The following is a 16,187-nucleotide window of genomic DNA, read 5'->3' as shown; positions in this document are numbered from 1 at the left end:
GCCCCCGCCCGCGGACCCCCAACACCCGGGCTTCCCCGGCCACGGGCATCGTGGCGGGGCCCCGGAATTCCCCCCCCCCCCGGCCCCCCCCGCCCGGTGGGGGGGGGGCGCCACTGCGGGGCGACCCGAAACCTACGTGGGGGGGCGCCAGATGCGTCGGCGCCGCAAACAGACCTAACGGGCGTTCAGGTGGGTCCGGAAGAAACGGATGGCGGCAGAGGTGCTTGCGTCGAAGCCGGCGAGGTAGGGATCGAAGTGGCCGCCGGGTATGACGACGAGTTCCTTGGGTTCGAGAGCCCGTTCATAGGCGCGGAATGCCAGGTCGGTGGGGGCGACGGTGTCGTGGGTGGCGACCAGCATCATTAGGGGAGTTGGGGAGATCTGGTCGATCCAGTAGCCGGGGTCGTACGACCTGAAGCGGCGGTTGGACTGGACCGTGACGCTGTTCTCCCACAACCCCGCAGGGGCGCTGTGCCCCAGGTAGAAGTCGATGGCGTCGGTGGCGCGGTACGACGCGGTCGTGGAGACGTTGTCGCTGACGAATGCCTGGGTGGCGGGTGGCTCGCCCTGGGCCTGGGCGAGTTCGTCGGAGGCGAAGGACTCCTCGAGTTGCCGCGTCAGGTGCGGCGGTACGCGCCGGCGGCTGGTCTCGGAGCCGCTGATGGTGGGGACCTGGGAGTAGACGGCCTTGATCCTCCGGTCGGTGGCTCCCAGGACGAGGGCGTGTCCGCCGGAATAGCTGGATCCCCACAGGCCGATGCGGTCGGCGTCGACGCTGTCGAGCGTCTGGAGGTGCGCGATGACGCGTCGCCAGTCCTCGATCTGCTGATGGGGGTCGATGTCGTGGCGGGGGGTGCCGGTGCTGTCGCCGAAGCCGCGGTGGTCGTGGAGCGAGACCGCGAATCCCGCTTCCGCGAGCGCTCGGGCAATGGGCTCGATGTTGTGGTACTTCGTGCCACCGAAGCCGTGCGACATCGTGATGGTGGGGTGGGGTCCGGGTCCGTCCGGCAGGAACAGCCATGCGTGCAGCACGGTTCCGTCGGGCAGATGAACAAGCTCGTCGCTGCGCTCGGCCATGGTGGTTCTCCTTGCCTGGTGGGGTTCTTGTGGGAGCGATGACGGCAGCCCGTCGGTCCGGATGACCCGTTGAGCTGGCCGTGTCGCGACCCGGTTCTTCGGTCGTCGGTCCAGCCGGAGGCGCCGATGCCGTCGGCGCAGCACCTCCGTCGGGAACGCCGGCCGGCCACCGGTTGTCGTTCGCCGATCGGATCTCGCCGGTCGATCACCGGTGCCCGATGGGTCGCCCCGGCCACGAAGGGCTCGACGCGGGCGGTACGAGACGGTCCCAAGCGGCCTCAACCGGTTGGCTGCGGCCGTCGTGACCTGGGTGAACGGCGTGATTGCGGCCCCGTTCGCCTTCAAGAAGGCCGGTCAGTCTCTCCCTCGAGATTCTGGTTGCATTTTTAAACCGACGATGCCAGCCTAGAGCACGTCGTTCGCATATCGCAAACAGGAAATACATGAGGAAGTGATGACAATGCGGGACTACGAGGCCATCACCACGAAGCTGGACGACGGTGTGCTGTGGGCCACGATCGACAACCCGCCTCTCAACCTGATCGGTCGGCACCGGGCTCTTTCCGGGGGCAGGCGCGGTCCAGCACCTCGTCCGTCTCGCCGGACGAGGCCAGGCGATGCAGGTGATCCTCGGATCCGAAGACCTCGACGGCCGTAAGGCCGAGCGCATCGGGTTGGTCAACAAGGCGCTGCCGGACGAGCAGTTGATGCCCTACGTCGAGCGGCTCGCCAAGCGGATCGCGGGATTCCCGGAAGCCGCGGTGCGGCTCGCCAAGCGCCGGATCAACGCGACCGGCCTCCCCGCCAAGGAAGACGTGCAGGTGGACGCGGGCTGCTTCCAGATCCTGGCACGTGACACATCGAGCGCCGCCCGGCTCGGCACCCTCATGGAGCGCGGCATGGAGGAACGTTCTCACACCGAACTCGACTTCGGCTCGGTACTCGGCGAGCTGTGAGCAGCCCGGACCGAAGGGAGCCGGTCGCCCCGACCACGCGCCCGTCCCGAACCGCACGCTCTCCCCGGACCGGATCGCCTCGTGGCCGCGGACGCTTCACGCCGTCCACCGGCCCGGGGCGTCACGACTCGCATCAGGACGGCGGGGTATCACCGCCCTTCCGGCGCCCTGGTCCGCCCTGTCCCTCACCAAGCAGAAACACCCACACCCCACTCCCGCAGGAGCCCGTCATGCCCGTTTTCAACGCTCACGTTCCCGCCGGCCGCTTCTCGCCGGACCAGAAGCGCGCACTCGCCGACGCGCTCAACCAGTCGCTGGTACAGGCACTCGGAATTCCCGAGGGTGACCGATTCATCATGATCAGTGAGCATGGCGAGAACGAGCTGTACCTCGACCCGACCTTCATGGGGATGCAGCGCAGCGACGACGCCATGATCATCACCCTTCTCCTCGGTGCCCATCGGCCTCTCGAGCACAAGCGGGCCGTGGCCGCAGCCATCAACAGACTGGTGGTCGAGGCTCTGTGCATCTCACCCGACGACGTGTTCATCGCGCTGATTCCGGTCCCGAACGAAAGCTTCTCGTTTGGGAGGGGTGAGCTTCAGCTCGCCGAGGACGAGCCGCGCTGGTGACCCTGCGGCCCGGCGCGCAAGGGACTCCGTCGCCGGGGCGGCGCGTACCAGCGCTCCGCAGTCGCGACGAGGGACCGCCGTGCCGGGGGCCCGCCGGACCAGGCGTGGCCTCGGATCAAGCAGGATCGGGAAGGGTGCCGGCCTCAGGCAGGGACGCGCTGACCCGGACGTCGTCGGGCCCCAGGGGCCGCCCGTCCTGGGCGCGCAGTGCGAGGGGAGCCACCGGCAGGCCGTCCCGCTTGTCGACGAGACCGAGCCGCTCCTCGTCGGGTTCGAAGAGGAACTCTTCGCCCCACTGCCGCAGTGCCACGAGGGGGACCCGCAGGGCCTTGCCCTTCTCGGTGAGCCGGTACTCGCTGTAGGCGCTGCCGTCGGACGCCGGCGCGAGGGTGAGCACCTCACGTTCGACGAGCTTGGCCAGGCGCGCGCTGAGGATGTTCTTGGCGCAGCCGAGGCTGCGCTGGAACTCGCTGAAGCGGGTCATGCCGGCCAATGCGTCCCGGACGATGAGCAGCGACCACCAGTCACCGATGTCACTGAGTGAGCGAGCGATGGGGCAGGTGGCCCCACTGAGGTCCGTCTTGCGCACGGATGCCACCTCCCGAAAATGCTAGTTTTATAATTAAACCATACACTTGGTGCAGCTGCCCTGCATCACTTCGATCGATTGCCGAGAGAACCGTCATGTTCCACGGCCTCAGCGCCTTCCCCCTGACACCCACCGACGATCAGGGCATCGACTACACCGCGTACGCCGCGCTCGTGGCCCGCCTCGCCGCTGCCGGAGTGGACTCTATCGGGGCGCTCGGCTCCACCGGGGGCTACGCCTACCTCACCCGCGAAGAGCGTGCCCGCACCGCGCAAGTCGCGGTCGAGGCCGCCGGCGGCGTTCCCGTCATGGTCTCCATCGGCGCGCCGCGCACCTCCCACGTCCTGGCTCTGGCCGAGGACGCCCAGAAGGCCGGAGCGCGGGCGGTGCTGCTCGCACCGGTGACGTACCAACCGCTCACGGACGACGAGGTGTTCGGCCTCTACGAGGACGTCACCCGCGAGCTGTCCGTGCCGCTGTGCGTGTACGACAACCCCCGCACCACCCAGGTGCACTTCACCGACGAGCTGCACGGCCGCATCTCCCGGCTGCCGAACGTCCGCTCGATCAAGATCCCCGCTGTTCCGGACGACTTCGGCCAGGCCAAGGCCCGGATCGACGCGCTGCGAGCGGCGATCCCGGAGACGGTCACCATCGGCGTGAGCGGCGACTGGGCCGGTGTGAGCGGCCTGAATGCCGGGTGCGACGTCTGGTACTCGGCCGCGGGCGGTCTGTTCCCCCGTACCGCACTCGCCCTCGCCCGCGCAGCCCTGGCCGGTGACGCGGGCCGGGCCACCGAGTCGTCCGACGCGCTCAAGCCGTTGTGGGAGCTGCTCCGTCAGCACGGTGGTCTGCGCGTCCTGTCCGCCGCAGCGTCCCACCTCGGCCTGACGTCGGAGCCGAACCTGCCGCGCCCCCTGCGCGGCCTGGACGAGGCCTCGCGCCGGGACGTCACCGCCGTACTGGACGCCCTCCAGCTCACGACCTGAGCAGGCACAGCGCGTCCGCATCCGGGCTTCGGACTGCGGCACCGGCGTGCCCCGACCGCTGCACTGCCTGCGATGGGTCAGACGAGCGCCGGTGCGGGTGCGGGCAGGTAGGGAGTGATGTTGCGCCAGGCGCGCTCGATGTATTCCTCCTTCTCGCCGACCGGGGCGACGTAGTCCAGTGCGTTTTCGGCGGCGTCGTTGCCCGCGAGGCGGGCGATGATCCAGGTGGCGAGGTAGTGCGAAGCGAGGCAGCCGCCGGCGGTGGCGATGTTGTCCTTGGCGTAGAAGGGCTGGTTGAGCACCTCGACGCCGGCGGCGATGACCCATGGCTTGGTGGTCAGGTCGGTGCAGGCGGGGATGTCGTTGAGCAGGCCGAGCCTGGCCAGTACGAGCGCGCCGGAGCACTGCGCGGCGATGAGTTGGCTCGTGGGGTCCAGGGCGCGCAGGATGTTCATGATCGCCGGGTCTTCGACGACCTCGCGGGTAGCAATGCCACTGCCCACGATGACGGCGTCAGCGGCGCACGCTTCCTCAAGAGTGGCCATCTGTTCGATGACCACCCCGTTCCTTGACGTCACTTTGGGGCTGGGGGTGGCGATGGTGACGCGCCAGTCGTCGCTCCTGATGCGGTTGAGCACACCGAGCGCGATCAGGGAGTCGAGCTCGTTGTAGCCCTCGAAGGTGAGGATGGCGATGTGCACGGCGGCTGTCCTTCCCTATGAGCGGGGTGAGTCTTGACGGTAAGGACCCGCGAGCAGGACAGTCAAAGAATTGTCATGGATACAATTCGGTGCATGGCAGCCTCGCGGTACAAAAAGCTGGTCGATGCGCTCGCATCCGACATCCGGGCCGGGCGGCTCGCCGCAGGCGTGCGGCTGCCGACACACCGCGGGCTCGCAGCCCGTGAGGGCATCGCCGTGGTGACAGCGACCCGGGTGTACGCCGAACTCGAAACCATGGGCCTGGTGAGCCGGGAACAAGGCCGCGGCACGTTCGTGCGTGACATCGCGGTTCCCGCCGGTCACGGCATCGATCTGCAGGTCGTCGCCACAGATGCGGTCGACCTCAGCTTCAACTACCCGTCGCTGCCCGGGCAAGCTGATCTCCTTCGGCAGGCCCTGCGGGACGTGGCCACCTCCGGTGATCTCGACTCGCTGCTGCACTACCAACCCCATCGAGGGCGCCCCCAGGACAGAGCCTCGATCGCACGGCACCTGAGGCGCCGGGGAATCACCACCGACGCGGACCGGATCCTCACCGTCAACGGTGCACAGCACGGCCTCGCCATCACCGTCATGGCCATCCTCAACGCCGGGGACGTCGTCGCTGTCGACGCACTCACCTATCCCGGTTTCAAGGTGCTCGCGCAGGCCTTTCACCTCGACCTGGAGCCCATACCGACAACCAACGCCGGACCGAATCTCGATGCCCTGGAGAAGCTGTGCGCGACCCGCCCTGTACGGGCGATATACACCATGCCGACGTTGCACAACCCCCTGGGGTGGGTCACGCCGGCAACCGACCGAACCCGCCTGATCAAGATCGCTCGACAGCACGGCCCGCTCATCATCGAAGACGCCTCATACGCCTACCTGGTCGAGGACCCACCCCCTCCTCTGGCCGCGACCGCGCCGGACATCACCGTCTACGTCTCGGGGCTGTCCAAGAGTGTCGCCACCGGCCTCCGGGTGGGCTTCGTCCTCGCCCCGTCCTTCGCGGTGCCATCACTCGAACGCGCGATTCGGGCAACCACCTGGAACACCCCGGCCCTCACCACCGCGATCGCCTGCCGCTGGCTCGACGACGGCACGGTGGACCACTTGGAAGTGCAGAAACGAGAGGACGCCAAAGCCCGCCAAGCACTCGCCGAACGAGAGCTGGCAGGTCTGCCGCTCGTCAGCCACCCCTCGTCCTACTTCACCTGGCTTCCGCTGCCCGACGACGCACGCGCTGATCGCCTGACCGCCGAGCTCGCACGTCAGCACATCTCAGTAAGCACAGCGGAGCCCTTCACCACCTCGACACCCACGCCACAGGCGCTCCGCCTCGCTCTGGGTTCGACCGATCTGGACCGTCTCCAGTCGACGCTGCGCACAGTGCGACGAGTCGTTGTCGAGGACGCCCACGCCTGAACTTCGCTCAACCAGCTGATTCCCGCCCGTAGCGGTACACGGTTGAACCTTCATGAATCGCCGTCTAAGGTGTGACCTGAAAATTCAAGTGATGGTCTCTCGCGCCGGGCCGGCGAGCGTCGACCGCCTCGTGCACGTCACGCGTGACGAGGCCGTCGACCGTCGATGTAGGCGGGCCGTGTCTCCCTCACGCTCTCAGTCACCTTCAGCCAGCTCGTTCTTTTCCCGAAGTGGGTACCTTCATGTCCCGAACAGCTTTCAAGGCTCCCGGTGACGCGCACGCCAACCGCTGGAAAGCGCTCGTCTTCATCGCGCTCGCCCAGCTGATGATCGTCCTCGACACCACCATCGTGAACATCGCGCTACCTTCTGCCCAGCAGGACCTGGGCATCTCCGACGGCGACCGGCAGTGGGTCGTCACGGCCTATGCTCTGGCCTTCGGCGGTCTGCTCCTGTTCGGCGGCCGGGTATCCGACTTGTGGGGCCGCAAGAGAGCATTCGTCATCGGCCTGGTCGGCTTCGCAGCCGCCTCCGCGCTCGGCGGCGCGGCAACCACCGGCGGGGCGATGTTCGGCGCCCGCGCCCTCCAGGGCGCCTTCGGCGCCCTGCTCGCCCCCGCCGCGCTCTCCCTGCTCGCCGTGATGTTCACGGACACCAAAGAACGTGCCAAGGCGTTCGGCATCTTCGGCGCGATCGCCGGTGGCGGCAGTGCCGTCGGTTTCATTCTCGGCGGTGTGCTCACCGAATACCTGGACTGGCGCTGGACGTTCTTCGTCAACATCCCGTTCGCGATCGTCGCGGCAGCCGGTGCCTACGTCGTCGTCCGCGAGCCCGAGGGCGGCCGCAACCGTTCCTCCCTCGACATGCCCGGCGTCGTCCTGTCCATCCTGGGCCTGGTCTCGCTGGTGTACGGCTTCACCCGCGCCGAGTCCGACGGCTGGAGCGACGCCACCACCATCGGTCTGCTCGGAGCCTCCGTGGTGCTGCTGATCGCGTTCGTCATCACCGAGATGCGGGTCAAGGCCCCGCTGCTGCCGCTGCGCGTGGTCACCGACCGCAATCGCGGCGGTGTCTACCTCTCCCTCGGCATCGCCGTCATCGCGATGTTCGGCAGTTTCCTGTTCCTGACCTACTACCTGCAGGTCGTGAAGGGTTACTCGCCGATCAAGAGCGGGCTCTCCTTCCTGCCGATGGTCGCGGGCATGATGGTCGGCTCGACCCAGATCGGAACGCGTCTGGTGACCCGCGTCCCGGCACGGTTCCTGATAGGCCCCGGCTTCCTCGTCGCCATGACCGGAATGCTCCTGCTGACGCGACTGGAGATCGGCTCGTCGTACGCCTCGACCGTGCTGCCGGCGCTGGTGCTGCTCGGTCTCGGCATGGGTACGACGTTCAATCCCGCCATGTCCCTGCCTACTCTGGGTATCGAGCCCCGGGACGCCGGTGTCGCCTCTGCGATGATCAACACCTCGCAGCAGGTGGGCGGCGCGATCGGCACCGCCCTGCTGAACACGATCGCCACGTCCGTGACGACCTCGTACGTCAAGGGCCACCTCGTCCACGCCGCGACGAAGCCGCAGCTGGTCCACCTGCAGGGCGTAGTGCACGGCTACATCATCGCCATCTGGTTCGCCGTCGGCATGCTGGCGATCGCCACACTCCTCGTCCTGACCCTGGTCAACCGCCGCCCGGGCAGCGGGGGCGTCGAGGTCGAGGTGGCGGTGCCGGTTGTTGCCCGCTGAGACACCACCCCCTGAGGAAGCCGTCGTGGGCGCGAGGAGAGGACGCCCCGTACCCACGGCTTCCGGGGCCTACCCCGGCTCCCCGAGTGAGCGACTCGGCGGAGCCACGGCCCGGCGCCCTGCGCCGCAGTACGGTGACGCCCTGGTCGGCGAGCTCCCCCAACTGGCCGCGGCGGCGTGGCGTCCCGCTGCTACAGCTGAGGGGCGGTGTCTTGCGGGGTTACTTCCGCTGCTCCCTGCGGTCGATGCTCTCGCTGATCTTCTGGGCGGCGGTGCGCAGGTTGTCCAGCTCGGCGGGGTCGAGCACGTCGAAGACGAGGTCGCGTACCCGGGCCACGTGTCCCGGGGCCGCCTCGACGAGATGGGCATGGCCGGCGTCGGTCAGGATCGCGTGGGTGTAGCGGCCGTTGGTGGGGTCCGGCTCGCGGCGGACGAAGCCCCGGCGTTCCAGCCTGCTGATCATGTGGGAGAGGCGGGACTGCTCGGAGTGGGCGAGGACGGCCAAGTCGCTCATCCGCATGCGGTGTTCCGGCTGGTCGGACAGTCCCGCAAGGACGTAGTACTCGATGTAACTGAGGTCTGCGTCCTGCTGCAGCTGAGCCCCCAGGGCGGCAGGCAGCCTGTGCAGCATCATGGCGAACTGCTGCCAGGTCTCCCGTTCTGCCGCGGTTAGCCAGCGGGGCTGAGGGTTCGGGTGCCGAGGCTGTTCAGGCATGCCCGGAGTCTATCCGGCATGAACATTCACGAGACACGGATTTGACTTGAAGCTTCATGAGTCGGCGGTCTAGGCTGTGATATGAAAATTCAAGCAAAAGGGTCCGCCTCGTGCTGGCCGGCCCGTCAAGGAGAAGACCACATGAGTGACCTGAAGATCGCCGTCATCCTCGGCAGCACCCGGCCGGGTCGCAACGGCAAGGCTGTCGCGGACTGGGTGGTCGACCGCTCCGGCGCCCGCGCCGGCGTCGAGTACGAGTTGGTCGACCTGGTCGACTACCCGCTGCCCCACCTGGACGAGGCCATTCCGCCGGCCATGGGCCAGTACCAGGGTGAGCACACCCAGGCATGGGCGGCCAAGATCGCCGAGTTCGACGGGTACATCTTCGTGACGCCGGAGTACAACCGCTCCACCTCGGGCGTACTCAAGAACGCGATCGACTACCTGTACGGCGAGTGGAACAACAAGGCCGCCGCCTTCGTCTCCTACGGTTCTCTCGGCGGCGCTCGGGCCATCGAGCACCTGCGGGGCGTGGCCAGCGAACTACAGCTGGCTCACGTGCGTCAGCAGCTGTCCTTCTCGCTGTTCACCGACTTCGAGAACTTCTCACTCTTCAAGCCGGCCGAGCAGCACGACGCCGCCGCGACCATCCTCTTCGACCAGCTGGAATCCTGGGGCCGCGCCCTCAAGACGGTCCGGGTCTGACACCCTCGCTCGCCGGAAGGCGGGCGAGAGGACTTCTGTCGCCGTAGCCGAGTGCGAACCCGAGCGCCGCGCCAGTGGCCTGTTCGGTCGGCTCCGCGGCTGGACCCGTAACGGGGCCCTGGTGACCCAGGGCCCCGTTACGGGTGTGATCCGACGCAGAGGCTGAGCCGAGGTGAGAGCGACACCTGATGAGTCCCGTGTTGTGATCGGACACCCGCCCTACAGTGAGGCCGTGGCAGAGGATCCGTCCTATGTGAAAGTGGACCGCGGCGTCGAGATCCCGGTCCCCGCCGGCGGCGAGGTCTGGGCGGCCGGTGCGGTCATCCTCAACCGGGACGGCCACGCCTTCGCGCAAAAGCGCAGGCCCGACCGGCGGCTCTTCCCCGACTGCTGAGACATCGTCGGCGGCCATGCCGACCCGGGCGAGTCCCCGTTGGACACGCTCGTTCGGGAAGTCGATGAGGAGACCGGCTGGCGTGTGCGCCGGGTACGGCGCCTGCTCGGGATCGCCACGTGGACCGGCGACGACGGTGACGGCACACGGCGCGAGGCCGACTACCTCGTCGAGGTCGACGGCGACCTGGACAACCCCGCTCCGGAGTGGTCCAAGCACACTGCCTACGGCTGGTTCGGGCCGGAGGACCTCCACCGTCTCAAGGAGAACCGAGCCCCTGGTGAGTACCTCATTCACGGCCTGATTGCGAAGGCTCTGCAAGACCGTAGATGAACAGGGTGCGCCTCGATGATCCGGTCCCAGACGGCGATCTCGGCGAGGGTGTGCTCGTACGGCGGCAGGTCGCCCATGGTGTAGCCGAGGGTGATGTTCACGGCGGTCAGGCCGGAGGCGTGGGCGTCGGCGAGCGCGCGGGCGTCGACGGCGAGTTGGTCGCTGGCGGGGTTGAGCTGGGTCGCGGCGGCCCGGGCGGCGGGGGTGTTGGGGTTGTCGAGCTGGCCCAGGGCGTTGACGATCACGGGGCGGCCGGTGGCGCCGGCGGTCTCGGTCACTGGGCGTCCTTGTCGAACTCGGCGCGGTCGAAGCGGTGTCCGCGTCTGACGGTGTACGTGATGGTGCGCAGGTTGCCGACGTCGTGGAGGGGGTTCTCGTCCAGGACGGCGAAGTTGGCGAGCTTGCCGGGTTCGACGGTGCCCATGTCCGCTTCGGTGCCGGCGGCGCGGGCGCCGACGAGGGTGGCCGAGCGCAGGACGTCGGCGGCGGGGATGCCGCAGCGCTCGACGAGGAAGGCGAGTTCGCCGTACAGGGCGGGGAAGGGGTCGCCGGGGTCGGTCTCGTGGTCGGTGCCGGTGCACACGTCGACTCCGGCCCGGTACGCCTGGGCGGTGACGGCGGCTGCCAGGTCGGCGTTGCGGGCGGCCCGTTCGGCGGACTCGGCGGTGTCGCCGCGGAGTTCGTCGCTGGTCCACATGGAAGCCGTGGCGTCCAGGACCGTGCCGCGGCGGCGCATCTCGGCGAAGAGGGCGGCCAGTTCCGGGGCGTCGCCGGCGGCGAAACGGTCGTGGTCGACCGGCGGTTTGGTCTTGTAGCTGGTCAGCGGCTCGGTGGGGTCCTCGAAGGCGAGCAGGGTGACGTGGGAGACGCTGTCGACGCCCGCGGCGACGACCTCGCCGGGCCCGGCGGGGAAGACGGTGGCGTGTGCCCAGACGGCGATGCCCTGGCGGTGTGCCTCGGCGACGACGGCGGCGACGGTCGCGGCGTCCAGGTCGGCGTAGACCTTGATCGCGGCGGCGTGGGTGCCGCGGGCGAGGGCGACGGCGATCGGCAGGTCGGTGCCGGGGGTGACGGCCTGCATCCAGGGGACGGCACCGGGAACGGCTCCGCGGGAGACCTCGTGGGTGCGGGGGTCGTCGAAGAAGGAGGGCCCGGCCATCAGGGCGGCGTAGCGGATGTCGGGGCCGGGGATCTCGCCGACCAGGGTGGCCCGGGCGAGGTCGCCGATGTGGCGCAGGTCGTCGGCCATGTCGCGGACGGCGGTGACCCCGCTGTGCACCAGGCGGCGGAGCACCGCCTCGGCGACGGGCCGGTCGGGCGGGGTGGCCAGGTGCTGGTGGGTGTCGATGAGGCCGGGCACGACGAACCGTCCGGCGAGGTCGACCTGTGGGGCGTCGGCGGCGTGCGGGGGCAGCGGGTCGGCGTCGCCGGCGACGGTGTGCAGGCGGGCGCCGTCGGTGACGATCGTGGTGTTCGGCCGGAGCGGGCCGCCGGTGCCGTCGAAGAGGGTGGCGCCACGGTAGACGGTGACGGTTCCGGCGGGCGGAGCGGCCCAGGGGGTCGGGGCGCCCGGGGGCAGGTCGGTCATGGTCACCCTTCGGTCCGCTGAGGCTATTGGTTTGTTACGCGGTGCGTAACAGCTGTATCGTGTGGCGAAAATCCAGCTAACTGTACTCTGCAGCCGGCGGACCGCCGCAAGGGCCCGTACCGGACGTACCGGACACGACGTGCCGGGCCACGGTCGTGGTGGCGCCGGGGACGAGAGGGAAGAGCCGCCGTCATGCCCGACGCATCCGTCGCCCAGGGACCGCCCCGGTCAGCCGTGGACAAGGCCCTCGACCTGGTCGAGGCCGTCTCGCGCGCGCCGCACCCCGTGCGGCTGACCGATCTCGCCGCCGAGGTCGGGCTGCACCGCGCCACCGCGTACCGGATCCTGCTGGACCTGGTCCGGCGGGGCTGGGTGCTGCGGGCCGGTGACCGCTATCTGCCGGGCGCCGCCGTGCTGCGGATGTCCGCGTCGGCCGCGAGCAACTCGCTGACCGCGCTGGCCCGTCCGGTGCTGGAGCGGTTGTCGGCCACGACCTCGATGATGGTCAACCTCCAGGTGCTGGAGGAGGGCGGCGGCCGGGTGATCGACGTCGTCCGGCCCGAGCGGCTCGCCATGATCAGCCATCTGCGGGGCGAGTTGCTGCCCCTACGGCGGTTCGCCGGGCCGCTGGCGCTGGTCGCCGCACTCGAACCGGAGGCGCGGAAGCGGTGGTTGGACCGGCTCCCCGGGGACGACACCGACCTGGCGCGGGAGTTGGCCGAGGTGGCGCGGACCGGCTTCGCCGTGGAGCACGGCCGTAACGACAAGCTGGTGGCCTCCGTCAGCCGGGCAGTGGTGCCCGACCCGGGGGCGCCGGTGTGCGCGCTGACCGTCGTGGGGCCGGAGGCCGAGTTCGACGGCGCGAAACTCGCCGCCGTCGAGCGGGAGTTGACCGCGGCGGCCGATGAACTGGTGGCGGCGCTGACCGCCGGCGGACCGGAGGCGGGCCGGTGAGCGGGGTGCTGGTGCTGGACAGCCGGCAGACGGCCGCCGCGCTGGAGCCGGCCGCCGTGCTCGACGCGGTGGGCCGGGCGCTCGTCGCCGTCGCCCGTGGCGAGGTCTCCGTTCCGCCACGGATCGCCGCGCTGACACCCGCCGGCCTGCTCGGCGCGATGCCCGGCTACGTCACCGGGCTGGGCCTGGCGGCGAAACTGGTGACCGTGACCGCCGACCCGGAGCACCCCGGACGGAGTTTCCACCGGGGGCTCGTGGTCCTGTTCGACGAACGACGGGCGGGCTCTCGCGCTCGTGGACGCCGAGGCGCTGACCGGGGTCCGGACCGCGGCGTCCGCCACGCAGAGCGCGCTGGCCCTGGCCGCGCGCCCCGGTCTCGGCCGAGTGGCGGTGGTGGGTACAGGGGCTCAGGCGCGGGCCCAGTTGGCGCTGCTCGCCGCCGTCCGTCCGCAGGCGGAGGTCGTCGTGGCCGGCCGTGACCCGGTGCGGGCGGGTGAGGCGGCCGCGCTGTTCCCGGGCGCGCGGGTCGTCGCGGGCGTGGAGGACGCGGTGCGCACGGCCGACGTGGTGTTCTGCTGCACCGGCGCCACCGCTCCCGTCGTCCGCAGGGAGTGGCTCTCCCCCGGCGTCCACGTCTCCTCGGTCGGCGGCTCGCACGGGCCCGAACTGGATCCCGCCACGGTCCGGGACGCGGCCCTGTTCACGGAGTGGGCCGGCGCGTCCGCGTCGCCGCCACCGGCAGGTGCCCACGAACTCCAGGGCCTGCCGCCGGGACGGCCCGTCACCCTCCTCGGCGCCGTTCTCACCGGCGAACATCCAGGGCGGGACGGCGACACCGGGGCCCTCACGGTCTTCAAGTCCACCGGGCACGCGGCGCTGGACGTCGCGGCGGTCCGGGTGGCCTACGACGTGGCACTGGCGCGGGGGTTGGGCGCACGCGTGGACCTGTGAAGGTCATCGGGACCGGCTTGCCGAGAGAAACTCCCGAACCCTTTGTTTCACACTACATCTAGATGCATAATGCCGTTATGGATGACCGGGAAGAAGAGCGGGGCGCCGACGGCCGACCGGACGGCGACCCCGATCCCGCCGGGGCACCGGAGCAACTGATGACCGCGGTCGAGCAGTTGGTACGGCATGTCCGGCACAGCGCCACCGCAGGCGGCCTGAGCACCACCGCCTCCGCCACGCTGGCCCGGCTGGGCCGGGAGGGTCCGCTGCGGCTGACCGAACTGGCCCGTGCCGAAGGCGTCTCGCAGCCGGGGATGACCCAGCTCATCGGCCGGCTGGAGCGCGCGGGACTGGTCGGACGGAACGCCGACAGCACCGACGGCCGGGGGGTTCTCGTGGAGATCACCGCGACCGGCCTCGACGTCTTCCGGCAGCGCCGCGCCGAACGCACCCGTGCCCTCAAGGAACTGGTCGAGGAACTGACCGAGCCCGAACAACGGGCCGTACGGCTCGCCCTGCCGGCCCTGGCCCGCGCGATCGAGGAACACCGGGCGCGCGGCTGAGGCACCCGCGGACCCGCACGCGTCCAGCAGCAACACCCTCCCGCAGCCGCCCCAGCCGTCCCATCCATCCCGTCCGTCCGCATCCGGAGAGAGGACCGTCGATGAGCGCACCGAACCAGAGGGCCGCGAGCCCCTTCAGGCAGCCGAAGGCCGTGTGGGCCGTGGCGTTCGCCTGCGTGATCTCGTTCATGGGCATCGGCCTGGTGGACCCGATCCTGCCCGCACTGGCCGAGAGCCTGCACGCCTCCCCCAGCCAGGTCTCACTCCTGTTCAGCAGCTACCTGATCGTGACCGCCGTCGCGATGCTGATCGTCGGCTGGGTGTCCAGCCGGATCGGTGCCAAGCGCACCCTCGTCACCAGTCTCGCGATCATCGTCGTGTTCGCCGCGCTCGCCGGCACCTCCGGCTCGATCAACGGCATCGTCGGTTTCCGGGCCGGGTGGGGTCTTGGCAACGCCCTGTTCATCGCCACCTCACTGGCCGTGATCGTCGCCTCGGCGAGCGGTGGCTTCGCCGGCGCGATCATCCTCTACGAGACCGCCCTCGGCCTGGGTATAGCCGTCGGCCCGCTGCTGGGCGGCGAGTTGGGCGGCATCAGCTGGCGGGGCCCGTTCTTCGGCGTCGCCGTCCTGATGGCGATAGCGCTCGTCGCGACGCTGGCGTTCGTCCCCGCGCTGCCCAGGCCCGAGCGCCGCACCTCGCCACTGGCGCCGATCACGGCGTTGCGCCACCGCGGTCTGCTGACCATGGGCATCATGGCCCTGCTGTACAACTGGGGCTTCTTCACGATGCTCGGCTACGCGCCGTATCCGATGGAGCTGAGCGCCCATCAGCTGGGGCTGGTCTTCACCGGGTGGGGGCTGCTGGTGGCCGCGTTCAGCGTCTTCTTCGCGCCGCGCCTGCAGGCCCGCTTCGGCACCGCGCCCGTGCTGTACGCCAACCTCGTCGGCCTCGGCGCGGTGATGGCGGTCATCGCCGCGGGCGTCGCCACGCCGAGGGTCGTGATCGTCGCGGTGATCGTCAGCGGCATCTTCATAGGCATCAACAACACGCTCACCACCCAGGCGGTGATGGTGGTCTCGCCGGTCGAGCGTCCCGTCGCCTCCTCCGCCTACGGCTTCCTGCGCTTCATCGGCGGCGGCCTGGCCCCCTACGTCGCCGGGAAGCTGGCGGACGCGACCGACCTGAGCGTGCCGTTCTACCTGGGCGCCGGCACCTTCCTGCTGGCGATTCCGGTGCTGGCGAGCGGGCACGGGCTGCTGCGGGACGCGGAGGCCCGCCTGGCCGGCGGCGCGCCGGCCGTCCCCGCTCTGACGCCGGTCGGGCGGCAGGCCGCGGCCGGACCGGGGCCGGTCGTCGTGGCCGTCGGCGCCCACGAGGGGGCCGCGGCCGTCGTGGACGCCGCCGCCCGGCTCGGGCGGGACACCGGCAGCCCGCTGGAGGTGGTGCACGTCCAGCGGACCGCCGTCGTGGAGGAACTGGCGGCGGACACCGAGACCCCCGAAGAGGCCCGCGCCGCGGTCGTCGCCCATCTCGACCGGCTCGCGGCCCAGGGGTTCGCCGCGACCGGCCAGATCCTGGACAGCGTCGGCGACCACGCCGCCGCCGGCCGGGTCCTCGCCCGGCACGCCGCCGAGGTCCACGCCCGCGCCGTCGCCGTCGGCCGTTCACCGCGCGGGCCACTCGCCCAGTTCGCCGACGGCAGCCTCACCACCGCGCTCACCCACGCCGCGACCTGCACGGTCGTCCTGCTCGGCCCGGCCGACGCACCGCTCCCGCTCACCGCGTCGACGCTCGTCGAACTCCGGGAGCGGCCGGCCTGATCCCGGGGCCCGGGCCGGTCGCCGGAAATTCGCTCGGCGCCCCT

17 protein-coding genes and 1 pseudogene are annotated in these 16,187 nt (G+C 70.2%); 12 read left to right on the top strand and 6 right to left on the bottom strand.

Annotation, left to right across the window (positions count from 1 at the left end; translation table 11 throughout):
- Window positions 1-174 precede the first annotated feature (174 nt).
- Window positions 175-1,077 (bottom strand): alpha/beta hydrolase, encoded by a 903-nt coding sequence (locus ACFY0K_RS36840; protein ID WP_390643511.1) that lies wholly within the window; start codon window positions 1,075-1,077, stop codon window positions 175-177.
- Between the two features lie 563 nt (window positions 1,078-1,640).
- Here ACFY0K_RS36840 and ACFY0K_RS36835 point away from each other — a divergent pair.
- Together ACFY0K_RS36835 and ACFY0K_RS36830 are read left to right on the top strand one after the other, a co-directional pair.
- Window positions 1,641-2,033: pseudogene (locus ACFY0K_RS36835) on the top strand (enoyl-CoA hydratase/isomerase family protein); the annotation flags it as partial.
- A gap of 230 nt (window positions 2,034-2,263) precedes the next feature.
- Complete coding sequence (locus tag ACFY0K_RS36830) at window positions 2,264-2,665, top strand: tautomerase family protein (RefSeq protein ID WP_390643510.1); 402 nt, start codon at window positions 2,264-2,266, stop codon at window positions 2,663-2,665.
- 115 nt (window positions 2,666-2,780) lie between these two features.
- On the opposite strand, the gene ACFY0K_RS36825 is transcribed toward ACFY0K_RS36830, so the two are convergent.
- Complete coding sequence (locus ACFY0K_RS36825; protein ID WP_382724332.1) at window positions 2,781-3,254, bottom strand: winged helix-turn-helix transcriptional regulator; 474 nt, start codon at window positions 3,252-3,254, stop codon at window positions 2,781-2,783.
- A gap of 95 nt (window positions 3,255-3,349) precedes the next feature.
- Between ACFY0K_RS36825 and ACFY0K_RS36820 the strand changes: the two genes are divergently transcribed.
- On the top strand, window positions 3,350-4,243 hold the full coding sequence (locus ACFY0K_RS36820) for a dihydrodipicolinate synthase family protein (protein ID WP_390643509.1): 894 nt from the start codon (window positions 3,350-3,352) through the stop codon (window positions 4,241-4,243).
- 77 nt (window positions 4,244-4,320) lie between these two features.
- On the opposite strand, the gene ACFY0K_RS36815 is transcribed toward ACFY0K_RS36820, so the two are convergent.
- On the bottom strand, window positions 4,321-4,944 hold the full coding sequence (locus tag ACFY0K_RS36815; RefSeq protein WP_390643508.1) for a DJ-1/PfpI family protein: 624 nt from the start codon (window positions 4,942-4,944) through the stop codon (window positions 4,321-4,323).
- A gap of 93 nt (window positions 4,945-5,037) precedes the next feature.
- Here ACFY0K_RS36815 and ACFY0K_RS36810 point away from each other — a divergent pair, with 93 nt between their 5' ends.
- Window positions 5,038-6,375, top strand: coding sequence for a PLP-dependent aminotransferase family protein (locus tag ACFY0K_RS36810; protein WP_390643507.1), 1,338 nt, complete (start codon window positions 5,038-5,040; stop codon window positions 6,373-6,375).
- A 242-nt stretch (window positions 6,376-6,617) separates the two neighbouring features.
- Window positions 6,618-8,117 (top strand): MFS transporter, encoded by a 1,500-nt coding sequence (locus tag ACFY0K_RS36805; protein ID WP_390643506.1) that lies wholly within the window; start codon window positions 6,618-6,620, stop codon window positions 8,115-8,117.
- 220 nt (window positions 8,118-8,337) lie between these two features.
- Here ACFY0K_RS36805 and ACFY0K_RS36800 read toward each other — a convergent pair whose 3' ends face one another.
- Entirely contained in the window at window positions 8,338-8,832 is a 495-nt protein-coding gene (locus ACFY0K_RS36800) for a MarR family winged helix-turn-helix transcriptional regulator (protein ID WP_382724327.1), read from the bottom strand.
- A 141-nt stretch (window positions 8,833-8,973) separates the two neighbouring features.
- On the opposite strand from ACFY0K_RS36800, the gene ACFY0K_RS36795 reads away from it, so the two are divergent.
- From ACFY0K_RS36795 to ACFY0K_RS36785, 3 genes are all read left to right on the top strand, one after another.
- Window positions 8,974-9,537: an NADPH-dependent FMN reductase gene (locus ACFY0K_RS36795; RefSeq protein WP_390643505.1), complete on the top strand. Its 564-nt coding sequence runs from the start codon at window positions 8,974-8,976 to the stop codon at window positions 9,535-9,537.
- Window positions 9,538-9,769: 232 nt separating this feature from the next.
- Window positions 9,770-9,931, top strand: coding sequence for a hypothetical protein (locus ACFY0K_RS36790; RefSeq protein WP_390643504.1), 162 nt, complete (start codon window positions 9,770-9,772; stop codon window positions 9,929-9,931).
- 3 nt (window positions 9,932-9,934) lie between these two features.
- Window positions 9,935-10,264: an NUDIX hydrolase gene (locus tag ACFY0K_RS36785; RefSeq protein ID WP_390643685.1), complete on the top strand. Its 330-nt coding sequence runs from the start codon at window positions 9,935-9,937 to the stop codon at window positions 10,262-10,264.
- Here the strand turns inward: ACFY0K_RS36785 and ACFY0K_RS36780 are convergent.
- Window positions 10,225-10,542 carry a hypothetical protein gene (locus ACFY0K_RS36780; protein ID WP_390643503.1) on the bottom strand — a complete coding sequence of 106 codons (318 nt, stop codon included), beginning with the start codon at window positions 10,540-10,542 and terminating at the stop codon, window positions 10,225-10,227. The genes ACFY0K_RS36785 and ACFY0K_RS36780 overlap by 40 nt on opposite strands.
- Complete coding sequence (locus ACFY0K_RS36775) at window positions 10,539-11,852, bottom strand: amidohydrolase family protein (RefSeq protein WP_390643502.1); 1,314 nt, start codon at window positions 11,850-11,852, stop codon at window positions 10,539-10,541. The genes ACFY0K_RS36780 and ACFY0K_RS36775 overlap by 4 nt, the downstream gene beginning before the upstream one ends.
- 192 nt (window positions 11,853-12,044) lie before the next feature.
- On the opposite strand from ACFY0K_RS36775, the gene ACFY0K_RS36770 reads away from it, so the two are divergent.
- From ACFY0K_RS36770 to ACFY0K_RS36755, 4 genes are all read left to right on the top strand, one after another.
- Window positions 12,045-12,806: an IclR family transcriptional regulator gene (locus ACFY0K_RS36770; RefSeq protein ID WP_390643501.1), complete on the top strand. Its 762-nt coding sequence runs from the start codon at window positions 12,045-12,047 to the stop codon at window positions 12,804-12,806.
- A 294-nt stretch (window positions 12,807-13,100) separates the two neighbouring features.
- The gene (locus tag ACFY0K_RS36765) at window positions 13,101-13,757 is read left to right on the top strand and encodes an NAD(P)-binding domain-containing protein (protein ID WP_390643500.1); all 657 of its coding nucleotides are present in this window, start codon (window positions 13,101-13,103) and stop codon (window positions 13,755-13,757) included.
- A 158-nt stretch (window positions 13,758-13,915) separates the two neighbouring features.
- Window positions 13,916-14,320 (top strand): MarR family winged helix-turn-helix transcriptional regulator, encoded by a 405-nt coding sequence (locus ACFY0K_RS36760; RefSeq protein WP_390643684.1) that lies wholly within the window; start codon window positions 13,916-13,918, stop codon window positions 14,318-14,320.
- Window positions 14,321-14,421: 101 nt separating this feature from the next.
- Window positions 14,422-16,143, top strand: a complete 1,722-nt coding sequence (locus tag ACFY0K_RS36755; RefSeq protein WP_390643499.1) for an MFS transporter — start codon at window positions 14,422-14,424, stop codon at window positions 16,141-16,143.
- Window positions 16,144-16,187 lie beyond the last annotated feature (44 nt).

It is taken from the genome of Streptomyces sp. NPDC001507 (assembly GCF_042894765.1).
Taxonomy (GTDB): Bacteria; Actinomycetota; Actinomycetes; order Streptomycetales; family Streptomycetaceae; genus Streptomyces.
This window is presented reverse-complemented; position numbering and strand designations above follow the sequence as displayed.

Coding starts and splice junctions, on each gene's coding strand:
- ACFY0K_RS36840 (WP_390643511.1), bottom strand. CDS start 1,077: ATGGCCGAGCGCAGCGACGAGCTTGTTCATCTGCCCGACGGAACCGTG.
- ACFY0K_RS36830 (WP_390643510.1), top strand. CDS start 2,264: ATGCCCGTTTTCAACGCTCACGTTCCCGCCGGCCGCTTCTCGCCGGAC.
- ACFY0K_RS36820 (WP_390643509.1), top strand. CDS start 3,350: ATGTTCCACGGCCTCAGCGCCTTCCCCCTGACACCCACCGACGATCAG.
- ACFY0K_RS36810 (WP_390643507.1), top strand. CDS start 5,038: ATGGCAGCCTCGCGGTACAAAAAGCTGGTCGATGCGCTCGCATCCGAC.
- ACFY0K_RS36805 (WP_390643506.1), top strand. CDS start 6,618: ATGTCCCGAACAGCTTTCAAGGCTCCCGGTGACGCGCACGCCAACCGC.
- ACFY0K_RS36800 (WP_382724327.1), bottom strand. CDS start 8,832: ATGCCTGAACAGCCTCGGCACCCGAACCCTCAGCCCCGCTGGCTAACC.
- ACFY0K_RS36795 (WP_390643505.1), top strand. CDS start 8,974: ATGAGTGACCTGAAGATCGCCGTCATCCTCGGCAGCACCCGGCCGGGT.
- ACFY0K_RS36775 (WP_390643502.1), bottom strand. CDS start 11,852: ATGACCGACCTGCCCCCGGGCGCCCCGACCCCCTGGGCCGCTCCGCCC.
- ACFY0K_RS36770 (WP_390643501.1), top strand. CDS start 12,045: ATGCCCGACGCATCCGTCGCCCAGGGACCGCCCCGGTCAGCCGTGGAC.
- ACFY0K_RS36760 (WP_390643684.1), top strand. CDS start 13,916: ATGACCGCGGTCGAGCAGTTGGTACGGCATGTCCGGCACAGCGCCACC.
- ACFY0K_RS36755 (WP_390643499.1), top strand. CDS start 14,422: ATGAGCGCACCGAACCAGAGGGCCGCGAGCCCCTTCAGGCAGCCGAAG.